Annotated in this window: 18 protein-coding genes; 3 read left to right on the plus strand and 15 right to left on the minus strand. The window is 50.6% G+C overall.

What is annotated here, in order from left to right:
- Window positions 1-13: 13 nt before the first annotated feature.
- The 5 genes from AB4Z33_RS02460 to AB4Z33_RS02480 all read right to left on the minus strand — a co-directional run bounded on the left by AB4Z33_RS02460 (window position 14) and on the right by AB4Z33_RS02480 (window position 5,977).
- Window positions 14-1,618: an ABC transporter substrate-binding protein gene (locus tag AB4Z33_RS02460; protein WP_442048368.1), complete on the minus strand. Its 1,605-nt coding sequence runs from the start codon at window positions 1,616-1,618 to the stop codon at window positions 14-16.
- 101 nt (window positions 1,619-1,719) lie between these two features.
- Window positions 1,720-2,616: a carbohydrate ABC transporter permease gene (locus AB4Z33_RS02465; protein WP_442048369.1), complete on the minus strand. Its 897-nt coding sequence runs from the start codon at window positions 2,614-2,616 to the stop codon at window positions 1,720-1,722.
- Window positions 2,617-2,631: 15 nt separating this feature from the next.
- The gene (locus AB4Z33_RS02470; RefSeq protein WP_442048392.1) at window positions 2,632-3,561 is read right to left on the minus strand and encodes an ABC transporter permease; all 930 of its coding nucleotides are present in this window, start codon (window positions 3,559-3,561) and stop codon (window positions 2,632-2,634) included.
- Between the two features lie 144 nt (window positions 3,562-3,705).
- A complete protein-coding gene (locus AB4Z33_RS02475; protein ID WP_442048370.1) occupies window positions 3,706-4,710 on the minus strand; it encodes a LacI family DNA-binding transcriptional regulator in 1,005 nt (334 codons plus the stop codon).
- Between the two features lie 298 nt (window positions 4,711-5,008).
- Window positions 5,009-5,977 (minus strand): VanW family protein, encoded by a 969-nt coding sequence (locus tag AB4Z33_RS02480; RefSeq protein ID WP_442048371.1) that lies wholly within the window; start codon window positions 5,975-5,977, stop codon window positions 5,009-5,011.
- A gap of 146 nt (window positions 5,978-6,123) precedes the next feature.
- Here AB4Z33_RS02480 and AB4Z33_RS02485 point away from each other — a divergent pair, with 146 nt between their 5' ends.
- Window positions 6,124-7,311, plus strand: a complete 1,188-nt coding sequence (locus AB4Z33_RS02485) for a hypothetical protein (protein WP_442048372.1) — start codon at window positions 6,124-6,126, stop codon at window positions 7,309-7,311.
- 174 nt (window positions 7,312-7,485) lie between these two features.
- Here the strand turns inward: AB4Z33_RS02485 and AB4Z33_RS02490 are convergent, their stop codons facing one another.
- Together AB4Z33_RS02490 and AB4Z33_RS02495 are read right to left on the minus strand one after the other, a co-directional pair.
- Window positions 7,486-7,932, minus strand: coding sequence for a multicopper oxidase domain-containing protein (locus AB4Z33_RS02490; protein ID WP_442048393.1), 447 nt, complete (start codon window positions 7,930-7,932; stop codon window positions 7,486-7,488).
- Window positions 7,933-7,997: 65 nt separating this feature from the next.
- The gene (locus AB4Z33_RS02495) at window positions 7,998-9,863 is read right to left on the minus strand and encodes an ABC transporter ATP-binding protein (protein ID WP_442048373.1); all 1,866 of its coding nucleotides are present in this window, start codon (window positions 9,861-9,863) and stop codon (window positions 7,998-8,000) included.
- 449 nt (window positions 9,864-10,312) lie between these two features.
- Between AB4Z33_RS02495 and AB4Z33_RS02500 the strand changes: the two genes are divergently transcribed.
- Window positions 10,313-12,076, plus strand: coding sequence for a glycoside hydrolase family 2 protein (locus tag AB4Z33_RS02500; protein ID WP_442048374.1), 1,764 nt, complete (start codon window positions 10,313-10,315; stop codon window positions 12,074-12,076).
- Between the two features lie 58 nt (window positions 12,077-12,134).
- On the opposite strand, the gene AB4Z33_RS02505 is transcribed toward AB4Z33_RS02500, so the two are convergent.
- Window positions 12,135-13,067, minus strand: coding sequence for a nucleoside hydrolase (locus AB4Z33_RS02505; protein ID WP_442048375.1), 933 nt, complete (start codon window positions 13,065-13,067; stop codon window positions 12,135-12,137).
- Window positions 13,068-13,214: 147 nt separating this feature from the next.
- Between AB4Z33_RS02505 and AB4Z33_RS02510 the strand changes: the two genes are divergently transcribed.
- Window positions 13,215-13,979 (plus strand): AraC family transcriptional regulator, encoded by a 765-nt coding sequence (locus AB4Z33_RS02510; RefSeq protein ID WP_442048376.1) that lies wholly within the window; start codon window positions 13,215-13,217, stop codon window positions 13,977-13,979.
- Here the strand turns inward: AB4Z33_RS02510 and AB4Z33_RS02515 are convergent.
- The 7 genes from AB4Z33_RS02515 to AB4Z33_RS02545 all read right to left on the minus strand — a co-directional run bounded on the left by AB4Z33_RS02515 (window position 13,974) and on the right by AB4Z33_RS02545 (window position 22,045).
- Window positions 13,974-14,558, minus strand: coding sequence for a hypothetical protein (locus tag AB4Z33_RS02515; RefSeq protein ID WP_442048377.1), 585 nt, complete (start codon window positions 14,556-14,558; stop codon window positions 13,974-13,976). The two genes, AB4Z33_RS02510 and AB4Z33_RS02515, sit on opposite strands and share 6 nt — an antisense overlap.
- 58 nt (window positions 14,559-14,616) lie before the next feature.
- Window positions 14,617-15,858 carry an MFS transporter gene (locus AB4Z33_RS02520; protein WP_442048378.1) on the minus strand — a complete coding sequence of 414 codons (1,242 nt, stop codon included), beginning with the start codon at window positions 15,856-15,858 and terminating at the stop codon, window positions 14,617-14,619.
- Between the two features lie 26 nt (window positions 15,859-15,884).
- Window positions 15,885-16,919 (minus strand): ROK family protein, encoded by a 1,035-nt coding sequence (locus AB4Z33_RS02525; protein WP_442048379.1) that lies wholly within the window; start codon window positions 16,917-16,919, stop codon window positions 15,885-15,887.
- Window positions 16,920-17,378: 459 nt separating this feature from the next.
- Window positions 17,379-18,425 (minus strand): rhamnose ABC transporter substrate-binding protein, encoded by a 1,047-nt coding sequence (gene rhaS, locus AB4Z33_RS02530; RefSeq protein WP_442048380.1) that lies wholly within the window; start codon window positions 18,423-18,425, stop codon window positions 17,379-17,381.
- Between the two features lie 70 nt (window positions 18,426-18,495).
- Entirely contained in the window at window positions 18,496-19,488 is a 993-nt protein-coding gene (locus AB4Z33_RS02535) for an ABC transporter permease (protein ID WP_442048381.1), read from the minus strand.
- Window positions 19,489-19,490: 2 nt separating this feature from the next.
- A complete protein-coding gene (locus AB4Z33_RS02540) occupies window positions 19,491-20,528 on the minus strand; it encodes an ABC transporter permease (protein ID WP_442048382.1) in 1,038 nt (345 codons plus the stop codon).
- The gene (locus tag AB4Z33_RS02545; RefSeq protein WP_442048383.1) at window positions 20,525-22,045 is read right to left on the minus strand and encodes a sugar ABC transporter ATP-binding protein; all 1,521 of its coding nucleotides are present in this window, start codon (window positions 22,043-22,045) and stop codon (window positions 20,525-20,527) included. The genes AB4Z33_RS02540 and AB4Z33_RS02545 overlap by 4 nt, the downstream gene beginning before the upstream one ends.
- Between the last annotated feature and the right edge of the window lie 760 nt (window positions 22,046-22,805).

Raw genomic sequence — 22,805 nt, forward strand, 5'->3', positions numbered from 1 at the left:
CAATCCTTATCTACTATTTCTGAGCTTCTTTATATCTGTCTAGCGCCGTTTGGTAGATCGTCATCAGCTTGCTAAGGCCCATATCCTCGACCTTCTTCACATAGCCGTCCCATGCTGCGTCCGTCACGCCGTCGACGATAAACTTCGCTCTTTGCGTATTGACGTATTTCATTAGCTCCGGCTCGATTTGGTTAATTTGATCAAGCTCTTCCGGCTCGAAGAAAATCGTCGGATAGTTTTCCTTCTCCATGAACGGCTCGTAGGTTTGCTCCAGATCCTTCTTCCGCTGCTGCGCGCGCGGCTCCATATCCACGATCGTCTTGAAGTGGTCCTTCGTGATCACGCCCGCGCCGTTCGGAGCGACCTTCTGGCGGAATTCGCCCATCGATACGCCTTCCTCAAGCGGGAGGTTGACCAGCTTGCCGCTAGCATCCTTCTCGTAAATGACGCCGATCGGGCCCCAGTGAATTTGCGCTGCCATGTACGGCTCGTATTGCTGGTCGATCCAGCGCATCGTGACTTCCGGATTTTCGTTGTCCTTTGTAATAACGAATGCGTTGCGGCCAGGTCCGCCGCCGTTGCCGCGACCGATCGTCTTGTCGCCGTTAGGTCCCGTAAGCGGCGGTACAAGAGCGTAATTTTTAGCCTGCTCCGTGCCTACAACCTCTTCGATTTCCCACCATACATAAGAGCCAAGCGTAGGCTCAGGCGTCTTGCCTTTGGCCAAATATTGCGGAGCGTCCTGTGTGAACGATTCGGGATCGATGAGTCCTTGTTTGTACCATTTTTCGTTGAAGTAAGTCAGCGCTTCCTTATACTGCGGCTGCGTAGCCGTGAAGATGACTTTACCGTCGCGTACGATACGATGCTCCAGATTGTCAGGCATGCCGAACGCGCCGAACAACCCGCCGATATCCATGCACCATTGCATATGCATGAAGCTGAGAGGTACTTCGTCAGCTTTGCCATTGCCATTCGGATCGAGCGTCTTGAAGGCGACAAGCGCAGCCGTATACTCGTCAAGCGTTTCCGGGAATTTCAAGTTCAGCTTGTTCAGCCATTCCGTATTGATGACGTGGAAGAACGGATTCGTTCCGAGCTCGTTCTCCTCCCAAGTCGGCAATCCGTAGATATGTCCGTTCGGGGCTGTAATGGCCGCCTTGACATCGGGCCTTTCTTCAAGCAGCTTATTCAAATTCGGCGCGTATTCTTTGATCAAATCCTCAAGCGGAATAATCGTGCCGTCTTCCCCGTACGTAATCAATTCATAATCGGAAAATTGCGAAGCATAGAACGCATCCGGCAGATCGCCGCTTGCCAGCAGCAAGTTTTTCTTCTCCCCGTAATCGGTGTCGGGAATATTATTCCATTCAATATGAACGTTCGTATCGGTTTCCAGCCGCTTGAATATTTCCATCTCGTTATATTCCGGAGCAAGCTGAGCCTTCGGCGACACGATCGACAGCGTTACTTTCTCGTTTACGATCGGTAGCCCTTCTTTGTTGATCTCTGTGCTCGGCGTTTCTTTGCCTTTGTTCGCATCGTTGCTTCCGCAAGCGGAGAGCAGCAATCCGGCGCTCAGCATGACGCTTACGGCAATCGACCCTGCTTTTTTCATTTGATGAGATCCTCCCTTTTTAATATCGCTTTTTATCTATTATCAACCGAGTCCGATCCGCGGAAATACGGAGCCCGGAGACAACCGCTAATACAGAGGCGTTAGCCCTTGATGGAGCCAATCATGACCCCTTTGACAAAATAACGCTGCAGGAACGGATACAAAATCAGCAGCGGAAGGCTGGCGATGATAATGACGCCGTATTTGATCAGCTCGGTTACCCTTAGCTTGGCGGCATACGATTCCACGTCGATCATCATGCTTCCGTTCACTTGATTTTGCACAAGAATATTGCGCAGGACGAGCTGGAGCGGATACTTCGACTCCTCGTTCAAATAAATCATAGCGTCGAAGAAACCGTTCCAGAAGCCGACCACGTGATATAGCACCATAACGGCAATAATCGGCTTCGACAGCTGAAGGACCATGCTGAAGAAAAAGCGCGTATTCGAGCAGCCGTCGATGAAAGCGGCCTCCCGCATTTCGTCGGGAATCGTGCTTTGGAAGAAGGTGCGCACGATGATGATGTTGAACACGCTTCCCACGCCCGGAATAACGAGCGCCCATATTGTATTGATCATGTGCAGGTCTTTGATCAGCAGGTAGGTCGGTATGAGTCCCCCGCCGAAAAACATCGTGAACATGAAGAACCACATAAACAGCCCTCTGCCGACAAAGTCTCTGCGTGCCAGCGGATACGCGGCGAGCAGCGTGACGGCCACGCTAATAAGCGTGCCGACAACGGCATACAGCAGCGAATTGCCGTACCCGATCCATATCGTCGCATCCGCGAAGATCCGCTCGTAACCGTCAAGCGTAAGCCCCTTGGGCAATAGCCAGATTTGGCCGGAATAAATCATATTAGGATCGCTGAACGATGCAATGAACACGAAATAGAGCGGATACAGGATTAACAGCATCGCGATCGTAAGCAGCGTGTAATTGGCGATATCGAACGCAAGATCGCCTTTGGATTTTCTTCTTAGCAGCGCATTCATGTTTAGTTAGCCTCCTTACCATAAGCTCGTTTCCGTTAGCTTCTTGGCTACACGGTTCACGGTTACAAGCAGCACGACGTTGATGATTGAATTGAATAGACCGATTGCGGCAGAGAAGCTGTACTGCGCCTTCTGTATCCCGAGTTCGTACACGTAAGTCGGAATAATGTTGGATGTTGCATAGTTTAAGTCGCTTTGCATCAGATAGGCTTTCTCGAAGCCGATACTCATAATATTGCCGACCGCAAGAACCATCAGGATGATAATTGTCGGAAGTATGCTAGGGATATCGACATGCTTAACCCGCTTCCACTTGCTCGCCCCGTCCATAATCGCCGCCTCGTGCAGTTCGGGGTTGACGCCGGCCAGCGCGGCCAAGTAGATAATCGTTGCGAAGCCGGTCTCTTGCCATATGCCTGACAATACGTACAGCGGTCGGAACCAGCCTTCGTCGGCCATGAACAGGATTGGATCCCCGCCAAAGAAAGCGATGACGTGATTGACGAGCCCGCTGTTCGGAGATAGAAAGACGTTCAGCATGCCGATCAATACGACGGTGGAAATAAAATGCGGTGCATAGATAACGGTTTGCACGAACTTCTTGTACCGCTTCGCCATCATCTGATTGAGCATAAGCGCAACGAGTATCGGGACCGGGAAGCTGAAAACGAGTGAGTATACGCTAAGGAGCAACGTGTTTTCCATAATAGGCCAGAAGTTATACGCCTCGAAAAAACGCTGAAAATGCTCGAAACCTACCCATTCGCTGCCCCAAATCCCTTTGCTTGCGCGAAAATCTTTGAAAGCGATTTGAACGCCGTACATCGGGTAATACTTAAAAACGAGATACAATAAGACCGCCGGCAAAATGAACAAGTACAGCTCGTAGTTTTGCCTGATCTTCGGCCATAATCGATTGCCCTGCTTGTTGGTCGGACGATGCATGCCTTGCGGCAAAGCAGCGGTGTTATCAGATTTCTTCATACGTCGTTTGCACCCACCCTCTCGCACGTAATCGTTTACGTAAACGATTACGTAACACTTGTAGCTTTCAGCTTTATCGTTTACAGACTAGAGTAGGTTCTTCGTTTAAGAAGAACCTCTTATGACAAGCTCGGTCGGAAGTCTGACTTCCTTGTAATCCGCATCGGGATTCTCGATCCGCTCCAGCAAAATATTCGCGGCTGCCTCTCCAAGCTCGAAAGAAGGCTGTTTGACCATGGACAATGCCGGCCTTGTTACTCTGGCCCATTCATAATCGTCGAAGCCGATGATCGCGATATCGTCCGGAACGGCAATGTTATTTTCCTGCAKATAATGGAGCGCTCCCATAGTCATGACGTTGTTCGCTACGAATAATGCCGTTATCCGATGATTCGTAATGAGCGTCTGCGTCAGCCGATATCCGCTGTCAAAGCTGGAATTTGTGGAATCCGCTACCTGTATTAATTGTTCCTCGATTGTCAGTCCGTTATCCGACAATGCTTGCTTAAATCCCGCTAACCGTTCGTCGCTTGTCGTTAACCCAAGCGAGCCGGTGATGAAGCCGATTCGTTCATGCCCTTTACCGATTAGATGGCGGGCCGCCTCGTATGCCCCTCTCGCTCCTTCGGTCAACACGCAGTCGCCTTGAGCTTCAGTTGGCTTGCGGTCGATGAAGACGACTGGATAATCGCCGGTTCTCAGCGTATCCAAGTACGCGTGCTCCTCGTAGGTCGGAGCCATGATCAGCCCGTCGATCAATTGAGAATTGAACATCTTCACTTGCGCCTGTTCGGTTGCGATATCGTCCTTCGTATTGCTTAGGATCAAGCTGTATCCCTTCTCCATAAGAACGTTTTCAATCCCTTGCGCAATGGACATGAAGAAAAAGCTCGCCGTATCGTTGGGCATAATCGGCACCATCAGTCCGATAATCTTAGACTGCTTGCTGCGCAAGCTTCGCGCGACGCTGTTCGGCTGATACTTTAATTCCTTCATGACCTCCAGCACTCTCATCTTCGTCTCGTTGGCGACGTATCGGGTTCCGTTGATCACATGGGATACGGTGGCGGTAGATACATTGGCTCGTTTGGCCACTTCCTTAATGCTCATCGGTATATCATTGTCCCCTTAGGTAATCGTTTACGTAATCGTTTAACTGAATTATAAGCGTTTTCATCGCAAGTCGTCAATACCAAAATGAGAAAAACTCCTATCGGAGTACTTCGAGGATGAGCGACCGCGTTTAAGCGGAAGTTTTTATCGCCAATCAGAATGATTTCCTTTACGCTTTATCGCTATAAAGCACTTAAACATTCTGTTGTGGTAAAAAAGGTTGTCCCGATATCGCCATGCAGTTTGCACGCCTTTCGAAGGACAACCTTCCCGGAATGAATTCACTTTTCTCCGCTTAATGGCCAACCGTGTTCAACTCAGTCATAATTTCCTCCGGCAGCTTCTTGGAAGCGCTCGGCACTTCTCGTGGCTTGTCGTTGACGGTTTCCGAGGAATAGATCATGATGCTGACCGTTCCGTTCCTTGCATATGCGCGGATCAGAATCGGCTCGTTATACCTGTTTTTAAAAACAAAGTCGGGTCCCTGCCAGCTTACCGTCGCGTCGCGGCCAGGCGGCACGTAAGGAACATTGCGGCTATGAGAGTAACGGTTCACGATTTGCAGGCCAGCGCGATCAGCGGCGTTGAACAGCGTGGAAGAGATTTGGCAAATGCCGCCTCCGATTCCTTCCGATACCTCTCCCCTTACGATGACTGGGGCGCGCATATAGCCCTTGGTTTCGGTGCGCTTGCCGACCGTTTCATTGAACGAGAAATTTTCGTTCGGGAATACGACGCGGTTGTTAATCGCATTGGCCGCAAGCTGGATGTTATGCGAACGGTTTTTGTTGCGGCTATTGTAATACGTCGTATATAGTCCGATTTGCTTAACCCGAATAGAGGACATCAATTCACTGTCAACACGTGGATAGACCGGCTGCATAGGGACTTCCAAGGTGAAGTTTGCCCCTTCGAAAATGTAGCCATAGAATTGCTCTTCGAATAAGGCTCGATCAAGTCTGTAACCCGTCTTCTCCGGAACGATTCCGCCCCATCCGTCAAGCGATGCATCGACAGGCGGGGTGAAGGTACGCTTGTCCACTTCATCCATAAGTGAAATAAACTTCGATTCATTCACGATCGGAACGCCCGGCAATGGATGTGTATATTCCGAGCTCCTAGCTTCCTTAACTTGTTGACCATGACGCTCGATAGACAAAGGCGCTTGCCGCTCGGCTTGTGAGCCTGCATCGGAATTATAATGTTCCGCAATACCAACAGGTTGAATAAGCATCAGAATAGCTAAAGCCATATGGTACAACAATTGTATGCTCCCCCTCTTAGCTATTTATCCGACATAGTATGGTGAAAAAATCGGCTCTTCATGCATAATGACTCATCACATAAATATGAGCATCGCAGCCAATTCTATAAACGGACATTTATGAAGCGGAACGGAGGCAGCATTTGATGAGACAATGGACAATTACTTCGCGATTAGCGATAACTATAGGGACTGCTGCCGTACTGCTTGCGTTGCAGTTTGCAGTTGTGTCGGCTCCTGTTGAGGCACTTGGTTATGCAAGTAAAAAAGCGCAAGCATTAGCATCGTTAACGATTGCGGTTCATGCCAGCCGGCAGGCTGCTTTGGAGAGCACGCTCGATATAACCAGCGCTGAGTTCACGAAGGCATTGAAGCAGTCGAAGGTCGAATCGGCGGAAAAAGTCGTACTTGTGCCTGATGTCGAGGTTAAAGTGCAGCTATCGCAGGAAAGTAATCCCGTGCATTACCGGTTGGAGGAGACAGGCAATCTGTGGCGAGAGGATGCACACACAAGGCTGCTTCTGCCATCCGATAGTTCGGACATGCTGCTGCGGCTTGCCGAAGGTCTGCGCAAGCACCATTACGGCGGTATGACATCCTGGGATTCAGTGAAGCAGACACTCCCTAACAAAAGTATCTTTGCCGTGATCGATCTCGAATCGGGCTTATCATTCCGCGTGCAACGCCGAGCCGGCAGCGATCATGCCGACGTACAGCCGCTAACGAAAGCCGATACGGCAACGATGAAGCAAATTTACGGCGGCAGCTGGAGCTGGAAGCGCAAGGCTGTTCTCGTCCAATCCGAGCAAGGTTGGATTGCGGCATCCATGAACGGCATGCCGCATGGCGGCGACGGCATACCGGAGAACGGCTTCTCCGGCCACTTCTGCATCCATTTTCTTGGCAGCAGCACGCATAAGTCAGAATTTCCGGACTTGGCCCATCAGCTTATGGTGCATAAGGCAGGAGGAGAGCTGCAAGCTTTGTTCGACGCCGCTCCCCCTGCTTCGCTTGCCAAGTTATTCGTTGTCGTATTGAACCATCAAGACGAGCATATGTTGAGGCAGCTTGCCAAGGAAGTGCCGGAAGAGGAAGTGACGAAATGGGTCGAATTAATGGGGACTCTCGTGTCAATCAAAGAACCGCTTCGGAAGAAGAGTGAAGGAGGCGGGCTTCATTCGGATTCGTCCGAGCAACCCGCCCTATCCGCCCAAGTGACGCTGCCGATTACGATAGTGACGAAGAACGTGCCGGAGCGAAACACTGCCTACTCCTTCACCTTTCAGCGATCAGCCAAGGATTCGCCATGGCGATTAATCGGCGTTGACAATTAGAGAATTGATTCATTGTAAAACTCCAGCATTGTTGAGCGGTTGGGGCGCATGCGGTGCGCTTCGCGCAACCCAGCGGCGAGCAGAGCCCCGTCGATGCCGAGATCGGATGGCCTCGAGGGGCCGCCCACCTTCACTCGCGGACACAGCGCAGGCTGCTATTTCAAGCTCGTGCGGCTAGCTTCCCTTCGGCGTTTCCCCGACATATTTGACCGTTGTGAACATCCCGCCCGTTTGCTTCGTAAAATTATTCGACGTATGATGCGGCATATGGCAATGTAACGGCCACACACCCGGATTATTGGCTGCAAATTCGATATCGTAAGTCGTACCGCTAGCTACCGCGATTGTATTGATGGATCGGATGAGCGTTAAATAGTCGCATCCAAAGCGGTATTCAGTCGGATCCTCGATAATAAAAGCGCCGCATAACCCCGTTAGCTCTTGAATAATCGTTTCATAATGACTGTGATACATATGCGTGCCCGGCGGATTCGTTATTTGAAACGTGTAATCAAAATAATGGCCAGGCTCGATCTTGGGTGAAGGCTCGACGCAAGGCACGCCGTCCATCCCATTCGGTACATCAAGGCCATGCCAATGTACGCTTGTCGTATTCCCTATAGTGTATGGGGACTATGAATAAAAAAGCCTGAAGGTCTGTTTCCCCTTCAGGCTTTCTATCTTGTTTATTGAGCTAGACCTGTCAGTTCTTCCGGTTTCATCGCCTTTAGCTGCTGCTCGTAAAGCTTACGGTAGAGCCCTCCTTCGCGAAGCAGCGCGCGATGACTGCCTCGCTGTACAATCTCGCCATGATCGATGACGAGTATTTGGTTGGCGCGTACGACGGTTGCTAGCCGATGGGCGATGATGAACGTCGTTCTTCCTTCCATCAGACGCTCAAGCGCTTCCGTCACCATGGCTTCCGATTCCGAATCGAGTGCGGAGGTCGCTTCGTCCAAAATCAATATTTTCGGATCCTTCAGAATGGCTCTCGCAATCGCCAGCCTTTGCTTCTGTCCTCCCGACAGGCGCATGCCTCTCTCGCCAATGACCGTATCGTAGCCATCTTGAAATTCTCGAATGAATGCATCGGCGTTTGCTGCCAGCGCAGCTGCAATAACTTCTTCCTCGGTCGCTTCAGGCCTGCCGTAAACAAGATTTTCCCTAATCGATCCGGAAAATAAAATATTGTCCTGCAGCACTAAAGCGATATGCCGGCGAAGATCGTCCAGCTTGTAATCGCGCACATCGTTGCCGTCGATAATGACTGAGCCTTCGGTTGCGTCATAGAATCTAGGGATCAAATTAATCAACGTCGATTTGCCGGCTCCGCTCGGTCCAACAAGCGCAATCACTTCGCCGGATTTCGCTTCGAACGTAATCTCTTTAATACCCTGCCTTTCTTCATATGAAATTTGCGGCGGGAGCGGATTCACGTTCGTAGGTTTCCAAAAAAATCGTTTCGGCGCATGTTCCCGCTCAATCAAATCCGGATTGTTCGTTCCGCCTCCCGGCTGCTGGAAAGTAACGTTTCGGGTCATATAGTTGTAAGAAGCGTTAATGAACACGACATGCCCCTCACAAGTCGGCATCGGCAGCGCCTTCTCCGACTCGACGATTGCGGGCTTCTCGTCCAGCACCTCGAAGATTCGCTCGATATTCGTAATCGAGTTCTGAATCGTTACGTTCACGTCCGCGAAGCGTTGAATTGGACCGTACAAATTGCCCAGTAACATTTGAAAAGCAATGATTTCGCCTGCCGTCATTTTGCCGGCCAGTACCAGGCTTCCGCCGACAAGCCAGATCATAACGCCGCCGATATGGGCAAAGGTCTCGCTAAGTCTGCCTAATATATTGGAGAAAAAATGGGCCGACAACGTAAGCTTGTAGTGCTGCTTCCCTTGCTTGCCGAACCGCTCCYGTTCCTGCCGCTCGCCGTTGAACGCCTGCACGATTCGAACGCCCGCCATCCGCTCGACAAGCGTTCCCGATATGCGCTCCATCTGTCTATGGACGGAACGCCATGCCAGACGGATATGAACATTCATATTCGTAAAGGACAAATAGTAGAAAGGCAAGATGGCAAGAGACAATATAGCCAAGAAGGCATTCATTCGAAATAGTAGAAATCCTGCAAAAAGGACCATTAACAAATCGAGCACGAGGTTGATAATACCTCCGCCAATCAAGTTTTGCGCGCCTCCGATATCATGAATGACTCTGGAGGAGATGCCGCCTACCTGACGTTGGTCGTAGAAGCTTACAGGCATCTTTTGCAGATGATAGTAGAGCTGATCCCGAAGATCCTTCATCATCCGATTGCCAAGAATGGCCGAGTAGTAATGTCTGCCGAAATTGACGATTACGCCGATCAACAAAATAGCGAGCATGATGCCAATAATTGAATAGAGCCCCACCCCGCCTTCTCCGGCGAGCACGTCATCGATTAAAATTTGCGTATAAATCGGAGCAGAGAGCGGCGCGATAAACTGAATGATGCCGAGCAGAATGATAAAGCCGATCGTCCCCCAATACGGTTTGGCCCAAACCAAGTAACGCTTAACCGGACTAATTCGAATCCCTCCCCTTCACATCTATAAACTTTTTCCATCTTAATTCATGAAGAAAGGGTTTACAAAGTCCATTGGGCAACGGATATATCCGTTAATCGTCAGGAAATGGAGAAATACTCCTATGCCGCCCTTGAGGTGAAGCCATTTCAAGTAATTCAAGGGTTTACAGGGAATACCTACCTATTTTCCGATTTACATCATCCTTCAAATAAGGTTTAATATAAGATTGCTCTTTTGCAGAATCGGCACGTGTTCAGTCGGATTCGTTTAAATTAACATTAAAGTTAATCATATAAACGTATTTCACTTGAAGTTTGCTAATTGACAGCTATACAATCGTTTATTTATACTCTTTTTAAGTGGAAACCATTTAATATGCAGTTTTATGTTAACTTTTAAATTAACTACTTATTTTAAGGAGGATTATGATGTCAGCAACCAATTATTCCATACCCCGACCCGAATATCCGCGACCGCAGATGGTCCGCTCCGAGTGGCTGAACTTGAACGGCGAATGGGAATTTGAAATCGATCATGGCAAAAGCGGGAAACATCGCAATTTGTTCGACGCTTCCGCGTTAAAGGACAAAATTATCGTTCCTTTCTGTCCGGAGAGCAAGCTGTCGGGCATTGAGAACAAAGACTTCATGCCTGCAGTCTGGTATCGCAAGGCAATCCAAGTTCCAACTGAATGGGAGGGCAACCGCATCCTGCTGCATTTTGGAGCGGTCGACTACGAAACCGAGGTTTGGGTGAACGGCAAATCCGCCGGTACGCATCACGGCGGTTACGCCTCCTTTTCGCTGGAGATCACGCATCTGCTTCATGCCGGCACCAACGTATTGACCGTATGCGCAGAGGACGATGTGCGGTCCGGACTTYAGCCCTGCGGCAAGCAATCGAGCATGTATCATTCGCATGGATGCGACTATACGAGAACAACGGGGATTTGGCAGACTGTGTGGCTGGAGTCAGTGCCCCAGCAGTACATTCAGTCGTTCAAGCTGACTCCGGACGCCGACAATCAAGCGCTTCATGTTGAAGGCGAATTCCTCGGAGCCGATGGTCTCACGTTTGCTGTGGAAGCGCAATTCGGCGGCCAAACGGTAGGCAGGCAGTCTGCTGTCGTGAATGGCAAACAAGGACGCCTAACGGTACAACTGTCGGAAAGCCATTTGTGGGCTATCGGTTCGCCGAACCTTTACGATCTCACCTTGTCCATCCAGCATAACGGCAATACAATCGATGCGGTAACAAGCTATTTCGGCCTGCGCTCCGTGAAGTGGGACAATAACGCGATCCTCATTAACGGTAAACCCGTATTCCAACGTTTGGTGCTGGACCAAGGCTTTTACCCGGAAGGGATTTATACCGCTCCTACGGATGAACATTTGAAGAGAGATATTGAATTGTCCATGAGCCTGGGCTTTAACGGCGCACGCCTTCACGAGAAAGTTTTTGAAGCGCGCTTCTTGTATTGGGCCGACCAATTGGGCTACATCGTATGGGGCGAGCATGCGAATTGGGGACTTGATATTTCGACGGCAAGGGGGCTGCAGCAATTTTTGCCGGAGTGGATTGAAATCGTTAAACGCGACTATAACAGTCCTGCTCTCGTGGGCTGGTGCCCGTTCAATGAAACATGGGATGGTCCGCAGGGAACCCGCCAAAATGACGAGGTGCTTCGCATCACTTATCAAGTGACGAAGTCGCTTGATGCTACTCGTCCGGTTATTGATACAAGCGGCAACTTCCATGTCGTTACCGATATATTCGACGTTCATGACTATGATCAGGATCCAGTCGAATTTGCCAAGCATTACGAAACGATGCGGAGCGGCGGGGACAGGTATGTCACCTTCCCGGATCGTCAGAAATACGAAGGTCAGCCTTACTTCGTTAGCGAATACGGCGGCATTTGGTGGAATCCGGGTCAGACCGATCAGAAGAGCTGGGGTTATGGCAACCGCCCGCGCTCGGAGGAGGAGTTCCTTAGCCGTTATGAAGGCTTGACGCTGGCACTGTTGGAAAACCCTTATATTTGCGCTTTTTGCTATACGCAGCTTTATGATGTCGAGCAGGAAGTTAACGGCCTTCTCACTTACGAGCGTCAGCATAAATTCGATCCCGAGCTCATCCGCCGTATTAATGCCACGGTGGCCGCAATCGAGAAGCAGCCGTTTCGTGCGTAGCGATAATAGACCATCGAATAAGGGCGGTACAGGTAAGCACCTGCACCGCCCTTTCTCTTCATTTCCGGCTGGCCAGCTCCAGCTTCCTGAACAAATCGCTGAACACGGCATCGCGATCGATATAGGAGACGTAACGGATCAAATGTCTTGTCGAATCGAAACTCCAGCGATAGTCGTCCGATATGCGAGGACTCTGAATCAAGTGCGATGGAACCCACTCGGGTCGAACAAGCCAAGCGACGACGGAAATATCCCAGATCACCCTCGAGTAGCCGTAGTGATCTTCCTTGCAATTGCGATAGGTTTCGTAGAGATATTCGCCGACTGCACCGGACGGTCTTACATAATCCCGCACCTCCGATAGCGTCGTCCGCAAGTTGGAAGCAACGCCCATGCACGGTATGACAACGAGCGGAACGCCGCAATCGAATATGATTCTAGAGGCATGCAAGTCCTGCTGCAGGTTGAACTCTCTCGTATCCGGCCATTCCAGCGCGTGTCCGCCAAGCCAGACGACAACGATTCTTTCGATGATGGACGGCTCTAGCAAAATCGCGCTGGCGATATTCGATATTGCCCCGATACCCACGACGTAGAGCGGATCACTCGGGTCGCAAGCCATCGCACGACTGACGAGATCATTCGCCGCATCGCTGATTACGGGCTTATTCGCCTCAGGCAGATAGCTGTCCGAGCCACGGTAGACGKGCACGTCTTCACGGTCCATCAAATTCAAGATGCGTATGATTTCGTGATAGCTCTTCTCCATGCCGTCCTTCGGTCCCATGGACAGGTCATTATAGAACGGAGCGGCATAAAGCGCTTGCAATTGTATCCGTTCAGGCGACAGCAAGGAATAGATGACCGCGAATTGGTCGTCGATTTCGTTGAACGTGTCGGTGTCGAGCACCATTTTCACCTTGCCGCTTGGCCATTCGAGCTTCCGCACGCGTTGCTCCGTAGATAAGTCAGGGAATTTTTTTTGCATCATTGCAACCTCCATTCGTATCATGAACGATCTCATCCAGCTATGGTATACTGATCTCATTCTACGAATATTTGGGCAACGGCAGTAGTATTAACAGGTTACGATCTATCACGAATTGGCTAATTCGTACGGAGATAGGAGAAGCGATCTATGACAGTGTCGTTTGATTTTTTTTATCAGGCTATACGGGCCAAGCAGGAGTTTATCGGACCGCATTACCATCCCTGTTACGAAATTGTTTATTACGTGAACGGGCATGGAACAACGAGGATTGGCCAAGAGGAATATAGCTTCTCCTCCGGAGATTACGCCATTATCGCTCCCTGCACGGTCCATGAGGAGCGGGCAACGTCGCAGCTGAATGTGATGTTCTCCGGTCTCATTAGCAGCGATTCGCCGCCGCTTGTCGAGGGAGTATATCGTGATGCGCCTTCGAGGCCCATCCTTCACTTGCTGCATAAACTCGACTTTGAGCTTCAAAACAAAAGAAGCATGTATAAGCAGATGTTAAATACGATAGCTTCCGAGCTATTCATAGAGCTATTCCGCACGCATCCTTCCGAGGAAACGGATGATCGCGGAGATATTATCCGTTACGCGCAAGCGTACATGGATGAATATTCACTGCAGAGGGTCGATCTGCAATCGCTGGCCGCGCAATACGGCTATAGCTATGACCGCTTCCGCCATCTCTTCAAGGAGAAGCTTGGCGTCTCGCCGACTCAATATATTTTGCTTCGCAGGCTGGAGCGTGCGAAGACGTTGCTGCACCATTCCCCGCTTCAGGTGTCGATCATCGCGATGGAATGCGGCTTTTCTACCGATGCGCAATTTTGCAGCTTGTTCAAACGGGAGATCGGTATCACGCCGGGGCAGTACCGTATGTTAGCGGAGCCGAAAATCTCGAACCTATAGCACGTCAGACAACGGAACGATCGTCTCGGTATCACTCTCGATAATGACGACTTCTCTGATAGCCTTCGATTGCTCCTTATTAAGCTCGATTACGAACGTCCTTGGCCTTGCATCGGCCGTGCAATAGCTGCCTGTTCCAACGAGCATGACAACGAGCGCCTGTCCGTCTGCGCGAAGCGAAACCTCACCTGTCTCGTATGGGCAAGTTCCCGATTCGTGAACGCCGATGAAGTAGGTATCGTTTTGCTCATGGTTCACTTCAGGCTGCTTCTCTTCGAACCTATAGTAGTTCCACGCCTTCTCATATTGCGTTTCATCTGTTGATTTCGTCGCCATATATTCGTAATGAGGCGCGATTTCTCTTCTGAATGAAGCTTCATTAAAGTCCTCAGGCAGCACCTTCTCGCTTGCCACGACCCTTGTTGTAACGCTTTTTCCTTCCATTGCCCGGTTGTCCTCCGCCTGCTTCGGCTCATCCACTGGTACGATGTTCGTTTCGTTGTCGTTCGATGAGCATCCGGCAACAGCCAAAGCCGCGATTAGAATAACAGCCACACTTATCGTTCTGAATTTCAGCATAACGCCACCCCCTCCATTCAAGACGATTGATCCATAACATTTGTTTCGAATCGATCGATTAAGATGCAACCGTATTCGGATGACTTTGCTTCAGTTCTTGCCGCTTCTTCATCATTCCATTCAACCTTTCCGAGAACAGCAGCATCGCCAACGCGCAAATAACGATATAGGACGGAAAGATGCCGATCGTCGCGTAAGCGGCAATAAAGCCGAGCAGCGGCGGCATGAACGTGCTCCCCGTGTATGCGAAAGCCATTTGGAACCCCATAATGGACCCCGCATGCTTCTTACCAAAGCGTTCAGGCGTCTCATGAAGCATACAAGGAAAGATCGGCGCGAGACCTAAGCCGACAATCATAAAGCCGGCAAGCGCGAAGCTCGTTGGCAGCGGAAGGATCATAAGTACGGCTCCGGCCAATGTCATCATCTGCCCAACCCGAATGAGCATGCGGTTCGTCAGCTTGAACGTAATGAAACCCGTTATGAACCTGCCGATCGTGATCCCCGCGTAAAACAACGAAACCCATTGCGCTGCTGCGGCAGCAGTCATGTCCTTCACATTAACGAGGAAACTGCTTCCCCACAGTCCCATCGTCGCCTCGACCGCGCAGTAGAACAAGAAGGTGGCAAGCGCCAGCTTGACTCCCTTTACCTGCAAAGGCTTCTTCGGCTGCGATAGAGCGATTTCGCCCTCCGCCGTTTCCGCCGCTGCGCCAATGGACGCCTCTTGCGACGAGGCACTGCCGCCTTGCGGCGCACGTTTCCATAGAGGAAGCGTAACGAATAATACAATAACGAGCCCGAACTGAATGCCGGCAACGGTCATATAACCTTGTCGCCAAGCTTCTTGTCCCGTTATGAACGGAGCCATAATCATCGGCCCCAGAGTGGCTCCGACTCCCCAGAAACAGTGCAGCCAGCTCATATGATGCGCCTTGTAATGGGCGGCAACGTAATTATTAAGTCCGGAATCGACCGCGCCGCCGCCAATTCCAAGCGGAATCGCGCATAGAATAAGCCAGATGAGCGACGGCGAAAGGGCAAAGCCAAACAAGGCCCCGGCAGTCAAGATGCAGCTGACAAGCGTAATTTTGCCCGTCCCGTATCGCGCGAGCACCTTCCCGCTTATGAGGCTGGACACGATCGTGCTTCCGGCGATGATCATGAATATGACGCCGGCCGTTTCCAACGGCGCATCGTAATCCGATTGCATTATCGGCCATGCCGTCCCAAGAAGGGAGTCGGGCAAGCCCAAACTAATAAAAGCCAAATAAATAATCATTAGAAAAAACGTAGCCATATCGTTCACTCTTCTCCTGTTGTCTATTATCCTTTGGTTCTCGAAATCATAAGATCAAGTCCTAAGTGCTGCAAGCCATACAAATAATCTTGCCGCCAATCGCTTGCCGCAAGCTTAGGGAGATGCTCTGCCGGTATAAATGACGCGCTGCTTGCCGCAATGCGGCTAATCATCGTTTCATTTACTTCGTCATCGCAGAAAATAAACGCATGCGGGTTAAGAATCGCCGAGAACGCCGCAACAAGCCGACTAATCGCATCTACTCTTGCTGTTTCTCGCTCCTCTTCCGTCTCCAAGCCGCTTCCCTTATCCAAAGCTTGCAGGAAGTTGCTTTTATCATACTGAGGTACAAAGGATACTTCCCCTGAGAAATAGGAGCTGCCACGCACCAGTACGCCGTTCATCATAATACCGGCACCCGGGCCGTTGTTGCCAAGGTACAAGTAGACCAAGGAGGAGCCATCATCCTTCACTCCCCGAGTGTCGTTGTAACCAAGCACAGCCGCGTTCATATCGTTCTCTACGACGACCGGAATGGATAAACGATCCTCGAAATGCTTTTTCAGATCAAAATCTTGGAACTGCGCATAGCCGGGAATGTAAATAAGCCGACCATTACGAACCGAAGCCGGCACACCGATGGACAGTGACTTTATTCGCGGCTCGCTGCGCACGATCTCTTCGATCCGGAGAGTCAGACTCTCGATATTATCAAGCAGGAAGCTCGACGTTTGCCCCTGTTCCTTCACTTCGCCTATACAATTAAAGATCATGTAGTTCGTCTCTGTTCGCTCTAGAAAAATCGCCAGCCCAAGCATATGCTCCGGATTGTACGCATATCGCTGCGCTCTTCTCCCGCCGCTGGAATCGTCAAGACCGACGGCCAGCAGCTCCCCGTCCCGCTCCATCTGGGTCAGAAACTTGCTGATGGTCGGAAAGCTTAATCCGAGCTTGTCGCTCAGCTCTGCTTTCGTGGCACTCCCAAGCGCCAACAACGTGGAGCGTATTCCGCGCAAAATCGTTTTTTTCGTCTCTTCTGGAGTCGCGAGCAACTCGTTCATAAGGATCACCGCCTTCTTTCACGACACTTATTAAACGCATTTAATAAGTTATTGCCATCCTATCATAGCAGATCACGTACGCTGAGGAAACCATTTTTTCGCAAGCTGATTTGCTGAATTTGCATGGGATTGTAGCCCGCCAGCGGGCATCAACGTCGGACACCGTTCGATAGTTCCATTTTGAGCAACTAATACATCGTTTTCGCATATATCACCTCATTTAGTTTGATTTCAGGAAACTAATGAGGCGGTTTTAGCTTCCTGGTTACAATAGGCTGATTAGTTTGACGAAACGCAACTAAATGCGACCTTGTCGGCAAACTTACTATATTAGTTCGACGAAATGCAATTACACGCATCTTAGACATCCCAGCATGAAAAAAAACAGGCTGCCTCTGCAGCCTGTTCTTTGAAATTTAGGAAAGTATATCGTTTCAATGTTTCAATTCGATACTCCTATTAATAAACGGTTTTCCATTCCGCGATATTGCTTGCATCGAATTTGAACGGATCGCCAAGCATAATTTGCGTGCCGTCGCCGTCTTGTACGATCTCTTTCTCGCCAAGTGTACCCGCGCTTACTTTCTCTCCTACTTTGCCGGTAATTTTACCATTAACAAGTCCGTCTGCTGCATAGCCCGCCAAATAACCTACATCGATCGGATTCCACAGGTACATCCATTGGCAGATGCCTGTCTCAATGTATTCCGCCATCTCGCTCGGCAGCCCAAGACCCGTCAGCTGCACCTTGCCTTTCAAGCCTTTGTCCGTAAGCACTTTGCCGGCTGCCGCGATACCTACCGTCGTCGGCGCAATAATGCCCTTCAGGTTCGGGTACGATTTCAGCAGCGCTTCCGTCTCGGATACGCTCTTATCGCGCAGGTCGTCGCCGTAAGCTACCTTCACAAGCTTAACATCCGCGTACTTCGGATCCTCCAGTTCCTTCTTCATCCATTCGATCCATGTGTTCTGGTTCGTTGCTTGCGATGTTGCGCTCAAGATCGCGATTTCGCCTGAACCGCCGATCATCTCTACAACGCCTTGAATGAGCGTGCGGCCAATTCGTTCCGGGTCGGCTTGATTGACATGGACGAGACGGCTCTTCGCATTAACCGCGGAGTCGAGCGACAGCACTTTAATGCCGGCTTTCATCGCTTTCTCCAGCGCGGGCTGAAGCGCATCGGGATCGTTGCCGACAATTGCAATGGAGTTCACCTTCTGCGAAATAAGCTCATCGATCATCGTAATCTGCGCTTCGGCAGTCGGCTGATCAGGCGCTTTCAAGATCGCTTCGTAGCCAAGCTCTTCGATCGCTTTCTTGTAGCCATCCATTTCCTTCTCGCCGTAGGGGTTGCCCGTATTTTTGAATATGATGGCATATTTCTGTTTGCCCCCTGCGCCTTCACCCTCGCCATTCGAAGAGCCTTCCCCGGAGTTGTTGCTGCATGCTGCGATAAGAGTCATTAACATTACGGTAGCCACGATGATGGATAATACCTTTTTCACATTTGTTTCCTCCCTTTTTCTACTCTTATTATATATACAATCGACTGCAATAGCCGAATCGTATCGCGGATCAAGTCGTCTTGCGGCTTGCGCCGACGCGCATCTTCAATTGCGGAATGGCAACCGCGACGATTAACAATAAGCCTAAAATAATGAGAAGCGACTGGGCCGATACGTTGACAAGACCGAGCCCGTAGCGAAGGAAGCCGATCAGGAACACGGCAAGTATCGCGCCGATCATCCTTCCTTTGCCTCCAGCCGTGCTTATCCCTCCGAGTACAACCATCGCAATCACTTCAAGCTCATAGCCTGTTGCAATATTGGGGCGAGTACTGCCCATGCGTGAGGTAAGGAACAAGGCAGTAACAGCAGCCATTAGTCCGGCCAAGGTGAATACGATAACCTTGATTCGGTCTACGGGAACGCCGGAATACAGCGCGGCCGTCGGATTGTTGCCAATGGCGTATACTTTCCTGCCGAACGTTGTCTTGTGCAGCAAATAAGCGAATATAATAACGGCTGCCGCGAACGCAATAAGGATGAACGGGATGCCGCCGATATAATCCCAGCCAAGAAACTTGAACCATGACGGGAAGCTGCCCGACGCCTGGTCTTCGAGCAAAATATAGGCGATGCCGCGATAAATAATCATCGTTGCGAGCGTGACAATAACCGAAGAGAGCTCCTTGAACCTGACGATCAGCATGCCGTTAACCCAGCCGCAGAGCGCGCCGACAGCGAGACAAATCAGTACGGCCAGCTCCATCGGAACGCCGTGGTTGTACAGATCGGCCATCATAACCGACGACAACGCCACGATCGATCCGACGGAAATATCGATATCTCCCATCAAAATAATGAACACCATCGGCAGCACGATGAACGCTTTATCAAGAAAACCCATCGTCGCGTCGCGCAGATTGTTATAGTCCAGGAAATATTCCGATAGATTCATGTTCATAATGAACACCGCTATTATGATCAGAACAAGCAGCCACTCCCATTGGAGGAAAAACCCCTTCAGAGAAAAATCTTTTTTGCTGGCAATCACTCGAGGTTCCATCGCTAGATTTTCCTCCTCATCAGGTTATTTCGGTCAAGCCCGCGCTTTACCATGGCGTTGATCAATACGGCGATCAGGATGATCGACCCTTGTATGAACATTTGCCAGAAGGGAGAGATGTTGATCATCGGCATCGCGTTATTCAGAATGCCAAGCAATATCGATCCAAGGATAATGCCCGATATTTTGCCGACGCCTCCAGCGATGCTGACACCGCCAAGGACACATGCAGCAATGACGCTGAGCTCATAGCCCGAAGCCGTATCGCCCTGCGCCGAAGCGAACTTGGATACCCAGAGAACGCCGGCAAGTCCGGAGAGCCCGCCCATGACCGTGTAGACTAGCCACAGAATTCGTCCCGTGCGAATGCCGCTTATAAGTGCCGAATCGGGGTTGCTCCCGATCGCATAAATTCTTCTTCCCGTCCGCGTGTAGCTTACAAAATAGTAAGCGGCGATATAGATGACAATGGCGATGGCTATGAGGTTATTGATGCCAAGCAAGCTTCCTGTAGCGATCTCCTTAAAGCTGGCAGGCATTTGATGGGCACTGACCCACTTGCCTCCGCTCGTCTCGAAGGTTAAACCGCGGAATACGTTCATCATCCCGAGCGTCGCGATAATCGGAAGGATATTAACCCACGCTACTAGGAAACCTAGCACCATGCCGCATAAGAGCCCTACTCCAATACCGATTGCTAATACGAGCGCTGGATGCATATCCGGCATTTGCTTAACCGTAAGCGCGGCAACCATGCCCGATAAAGCAAGCGTTGCGCCGATTGAAAGGTCGATTCCGCGCGTAATGATGACGAGCATCATGCCTACGGACAGGATAGCGAGAATGGCCGTATTCGTTGCAATGTCATTGATGTTCTCCCAAGTAAGGAAGCTTGGGTTACGAAGCTGTACGCCAAGCGACATCAGAATAATGAAGAGGAGCAGACCGAGCTCCCTGAACTTCGCAATCATAGCGCTTACAGATGTTTTCTCAGGATGGGTTCCAGCAATGGGAGCGGCAGGTTGTGTTATTGGTTTCATGCGCTCGCCTCCTCGTCCGCTGTTCCGTCCATCGAGGCCGACAGAATGGCTTCCTGCGTCAAGCCCTCGCGGTCAAGCATAGCTGTAATGCGTCCTTCTCGCATCACTGCTACCCGATCGCACATGCCGATGATTTCCGGCATTTCGGATGATACAAGAATGATCCCGTAACCCGAGCATGCGAGATCACTGATCATTTCGTAGATAGCCGACTTCGCCCCTACATCGACCCCTTTGGTCGGTTCATCAAGGATGAGCACGTCCAGTTCGGCATTCAATAACTTGGCGAATACGACCTTCTGCTGATTGCCGCCCGATAGCGAGCTGACCAGATCGAACACGCTCTTCGCCTTGACGTTCACCTTCTCTGCCAAGCGCTTCGCCGACTCCAGCTCCTTGCGGAAGTTAATCGCACCTTGAGCGGCGAACTTCTCAAGCGTCGGCAGCGATACATTGCGTCCGATCCCCCATTGCAGGACGAGCCCTTGCTTTTGCCGATCCTCCGGCAAATAGCCGATGCCGTGGCGCATGGCTTCGCGCGGATTTCGAAGCTGCAGCGGCTTTCCTTTGTACTGGATGCTGCCTTTGTCATGCTTCTCGATCCCGAATAGAGCTTGGCATACTTCCGTTCTCCCTGCGCCGACGAGCCCCGTCAAGCCGAGTATCTCTCCCCGGCGAAGCGCAAAGGATACGTCAGCGTAATAGCCGGTTCTCCCAAGACCCTCCACGCGCAGCAGCTCTTCGCCGAGTACGGCTTCCTTCTTCGGGAACAGCTGCGAAATCTCTCTGCCTACCATAGCGATAATTAAGTCATGATTCGAAATTTCATCGACATTCCATGTGCCGATATATTTGGCATCCCGGAATACCGTCACTTTGCTGGCAAGACGATACAAGTCCTCGAACCGATGCGAGATGAAAATAATGGCTGCGCCCTTATCCCGCAGACGCTCCGTTATCCGGTATAGCTCTTCGCTCTCGTTTTTGGTCAACGCCGCAGTCGGTTCGTCCATTATAATAATCTTCGCATCCACAGATAGCGCCTTCGCAATCTCGACAATCTGCTGCTCCGCAACGCTAAGCGCGCCCATCATCGTCTTAGGACTGAAGGCTGCGCCAAGCTCCTTAAGCAGCAGCCCCGCTTCCTTATGCATTTCCTTCCATAGAATACGGCCCGTTCCTCGCTGTACCCTCTCGTGGCCCATAAATATATTTTCGGTGACGCTCAGATCAGGGTAACATGTAACATGCTGATAAATAGCTGCGATTCCCCGTTTCTGTGCATCCGTCGGGTGGTGAAACTCCACCTTCTCACCGTCTAAGTACATCTCGCCGCCGTCAGGCGAATAGACGCCGGTTATCACTTTGATGAACGTTGACTTGCCCGCTCCGTTCTCCCCCATTAATGCGTGAATTTCACCCGGTCTCAGCTTGAAATAAACGTCATTAAGCGCCTTAACCCCAGGAAATACTTTCGTAATTCCACTCAGTTCAAGTACATATTCTGTATTCGCCATCCCCGGCTTACCCCCTTATGTCTGTCGTTGCGCTTGGCACTCCGGCCCTTATGGCTACATCTTATCAGCAACAAAGGAAGGTCATAAGGTGACAATGCTCGGGTTGGGGGGAGAGGATTCGGGTTCTAAAACAGCCCAGTCAGGATAGGCAGCTAGACGTGCTTCCTCCTAAACTTTAAAGGTTTGAACGGTATAAAAAAAACTACGATAGCTCCTTTAACGAAGGGAAGGGTCAGTCGTCGTTTTTTTGCATGGCTTACGGTCACAAAGGACTCTAATTACCCTTATTCGGTGGCTGCTGCATCGTTACGGACACGACAGGCGCTAATTGCGCCAATCGAAGCGATTTCGCTGCCAAACACACCTGTTAGAGTCTTATGTGTCCGTAAATACAGTTAAAGTCGCAAATCAAACCTATAAGGGCCTCTGGTGTCCGTTAGCAGGAGCAGCAGCAGCAGCCAAACTTCGTACACGGATCGATCCCATGATCGAAATGGGGGATCCCATCGTAAGTATTGTAAGCGACGGATTGTAAGCGACGGACAGGTTTCCATCCGGCATGCTTTCGAATCACTCTTGCTTGATGTGCCGTATCTGTTCTGCTAGTGCCATTACATGAAGGATATGGCGAAGACTGCCGTAGATGCGGATCGAAAGCTGCAACAATTGAATGCTCAGTGGTATCAAATCACGCTTGTTTGTTAATTGTGCCAGTGTAGAAAAAAAAGACCCGAGCATCCGCAGCAAGCTTCATTTGCTT

The sequence above is a fragment of the Paenibacillus sp. 2TAB19 genome (assembly GCF_052115185.1).
Lineage (GTDB): Bacteria > Bacillota > Bacilli > Paenibacillales > Paenibacillaceae > Pristimantibacillus.

What these genes read in the sequence shown, in the direction of transcription:
- AB4Z33_RS02460 (WP_442048368.1), bottom strand. Translation starts at nt 1,618, where the DNA reads ATGAAAAAAGCAGGGTCGATTGCCGTAAGCGTCATGCTGAGCGCCGGA.
- AB4Z33_RS02545 (WP_442048383.1), bottom strand. Translation starts at nt 22,045, where the DNA reads ATGGCGAATACAGAATATGTACTTGAACTGAGTGGAATTACGAAAGTA.
- AB4Z33_RS02465 (WP_442048369.1), bottom strand. Translation starts at nt 2,616, where the DNA reads ATGAATGCGCTGCTAAGAAGAAAATCCAAAGGCGATCTTGCGTTCGAT.
- AB4Z33_RS02510 (WP_442048376.1), top strand. Translation starts at nt 13,215, where the DNA reads ATGACAGTGTCGTTTGATTTTTTTTATCAGGCTATACGGGCCAAGCAG.
- AB4Z33_RS02520 (WP_442048378.1), bottom strand. Translation starts at nt 15,858, where the DNA reads ATGGCTACGTTTTTTCTAATGATTATTTATTTGGCTTTTATTAGTTTG.
- AB4Z33_RS02525 (WP_442048379.1), bottom strand. Translation starts at nt 16,919, where the DNA reads ATGAACGAGTTGCTCGCGACTCCAGAAGAGACGAAAAAAACGATTTTG.
- AB4Z33_RS02485 (WP_442048372.1), top strand. Translation starts at nt 6,124, where the DNA reads ATGAGACAATGGACAATTACTTCGCGATTAGCGATAACTATAGGGACT.
- AB4Z33_RS02470 (WP_442048392.1), bottom strand. Translation starts at nt 3,561, where the DNA reads ATGCATCGTCCGACCAACAAGCAGGGCAATCGATTATGGCCGAAGATC.
- AB4Z33_RS02515 (WP_442048377.1), bottom strand. Translation starts at nt 14,558, where the DNA reads ATGCTGAAATTCAGAACGATAAGTGTGGCTGTTATTCTAATCGCGGCT.
- AB4Z33_RS02535 (WP_442048381.1), bottom strand. Translation starts at nt 19,488, where the DNA reads ATGGAACCTCGAGTGATTGCCAGCAAAAAAGATTTTTCTCTGAAGGGG.
- AB4Z33_RS02540 (WP_442048382.1), bottom strand. Translation starts at nt 20,528, where the DNA reads ATGAAACCAATAACACAACCTGCCGCTCCCATTGCTGGAACCCATCCT.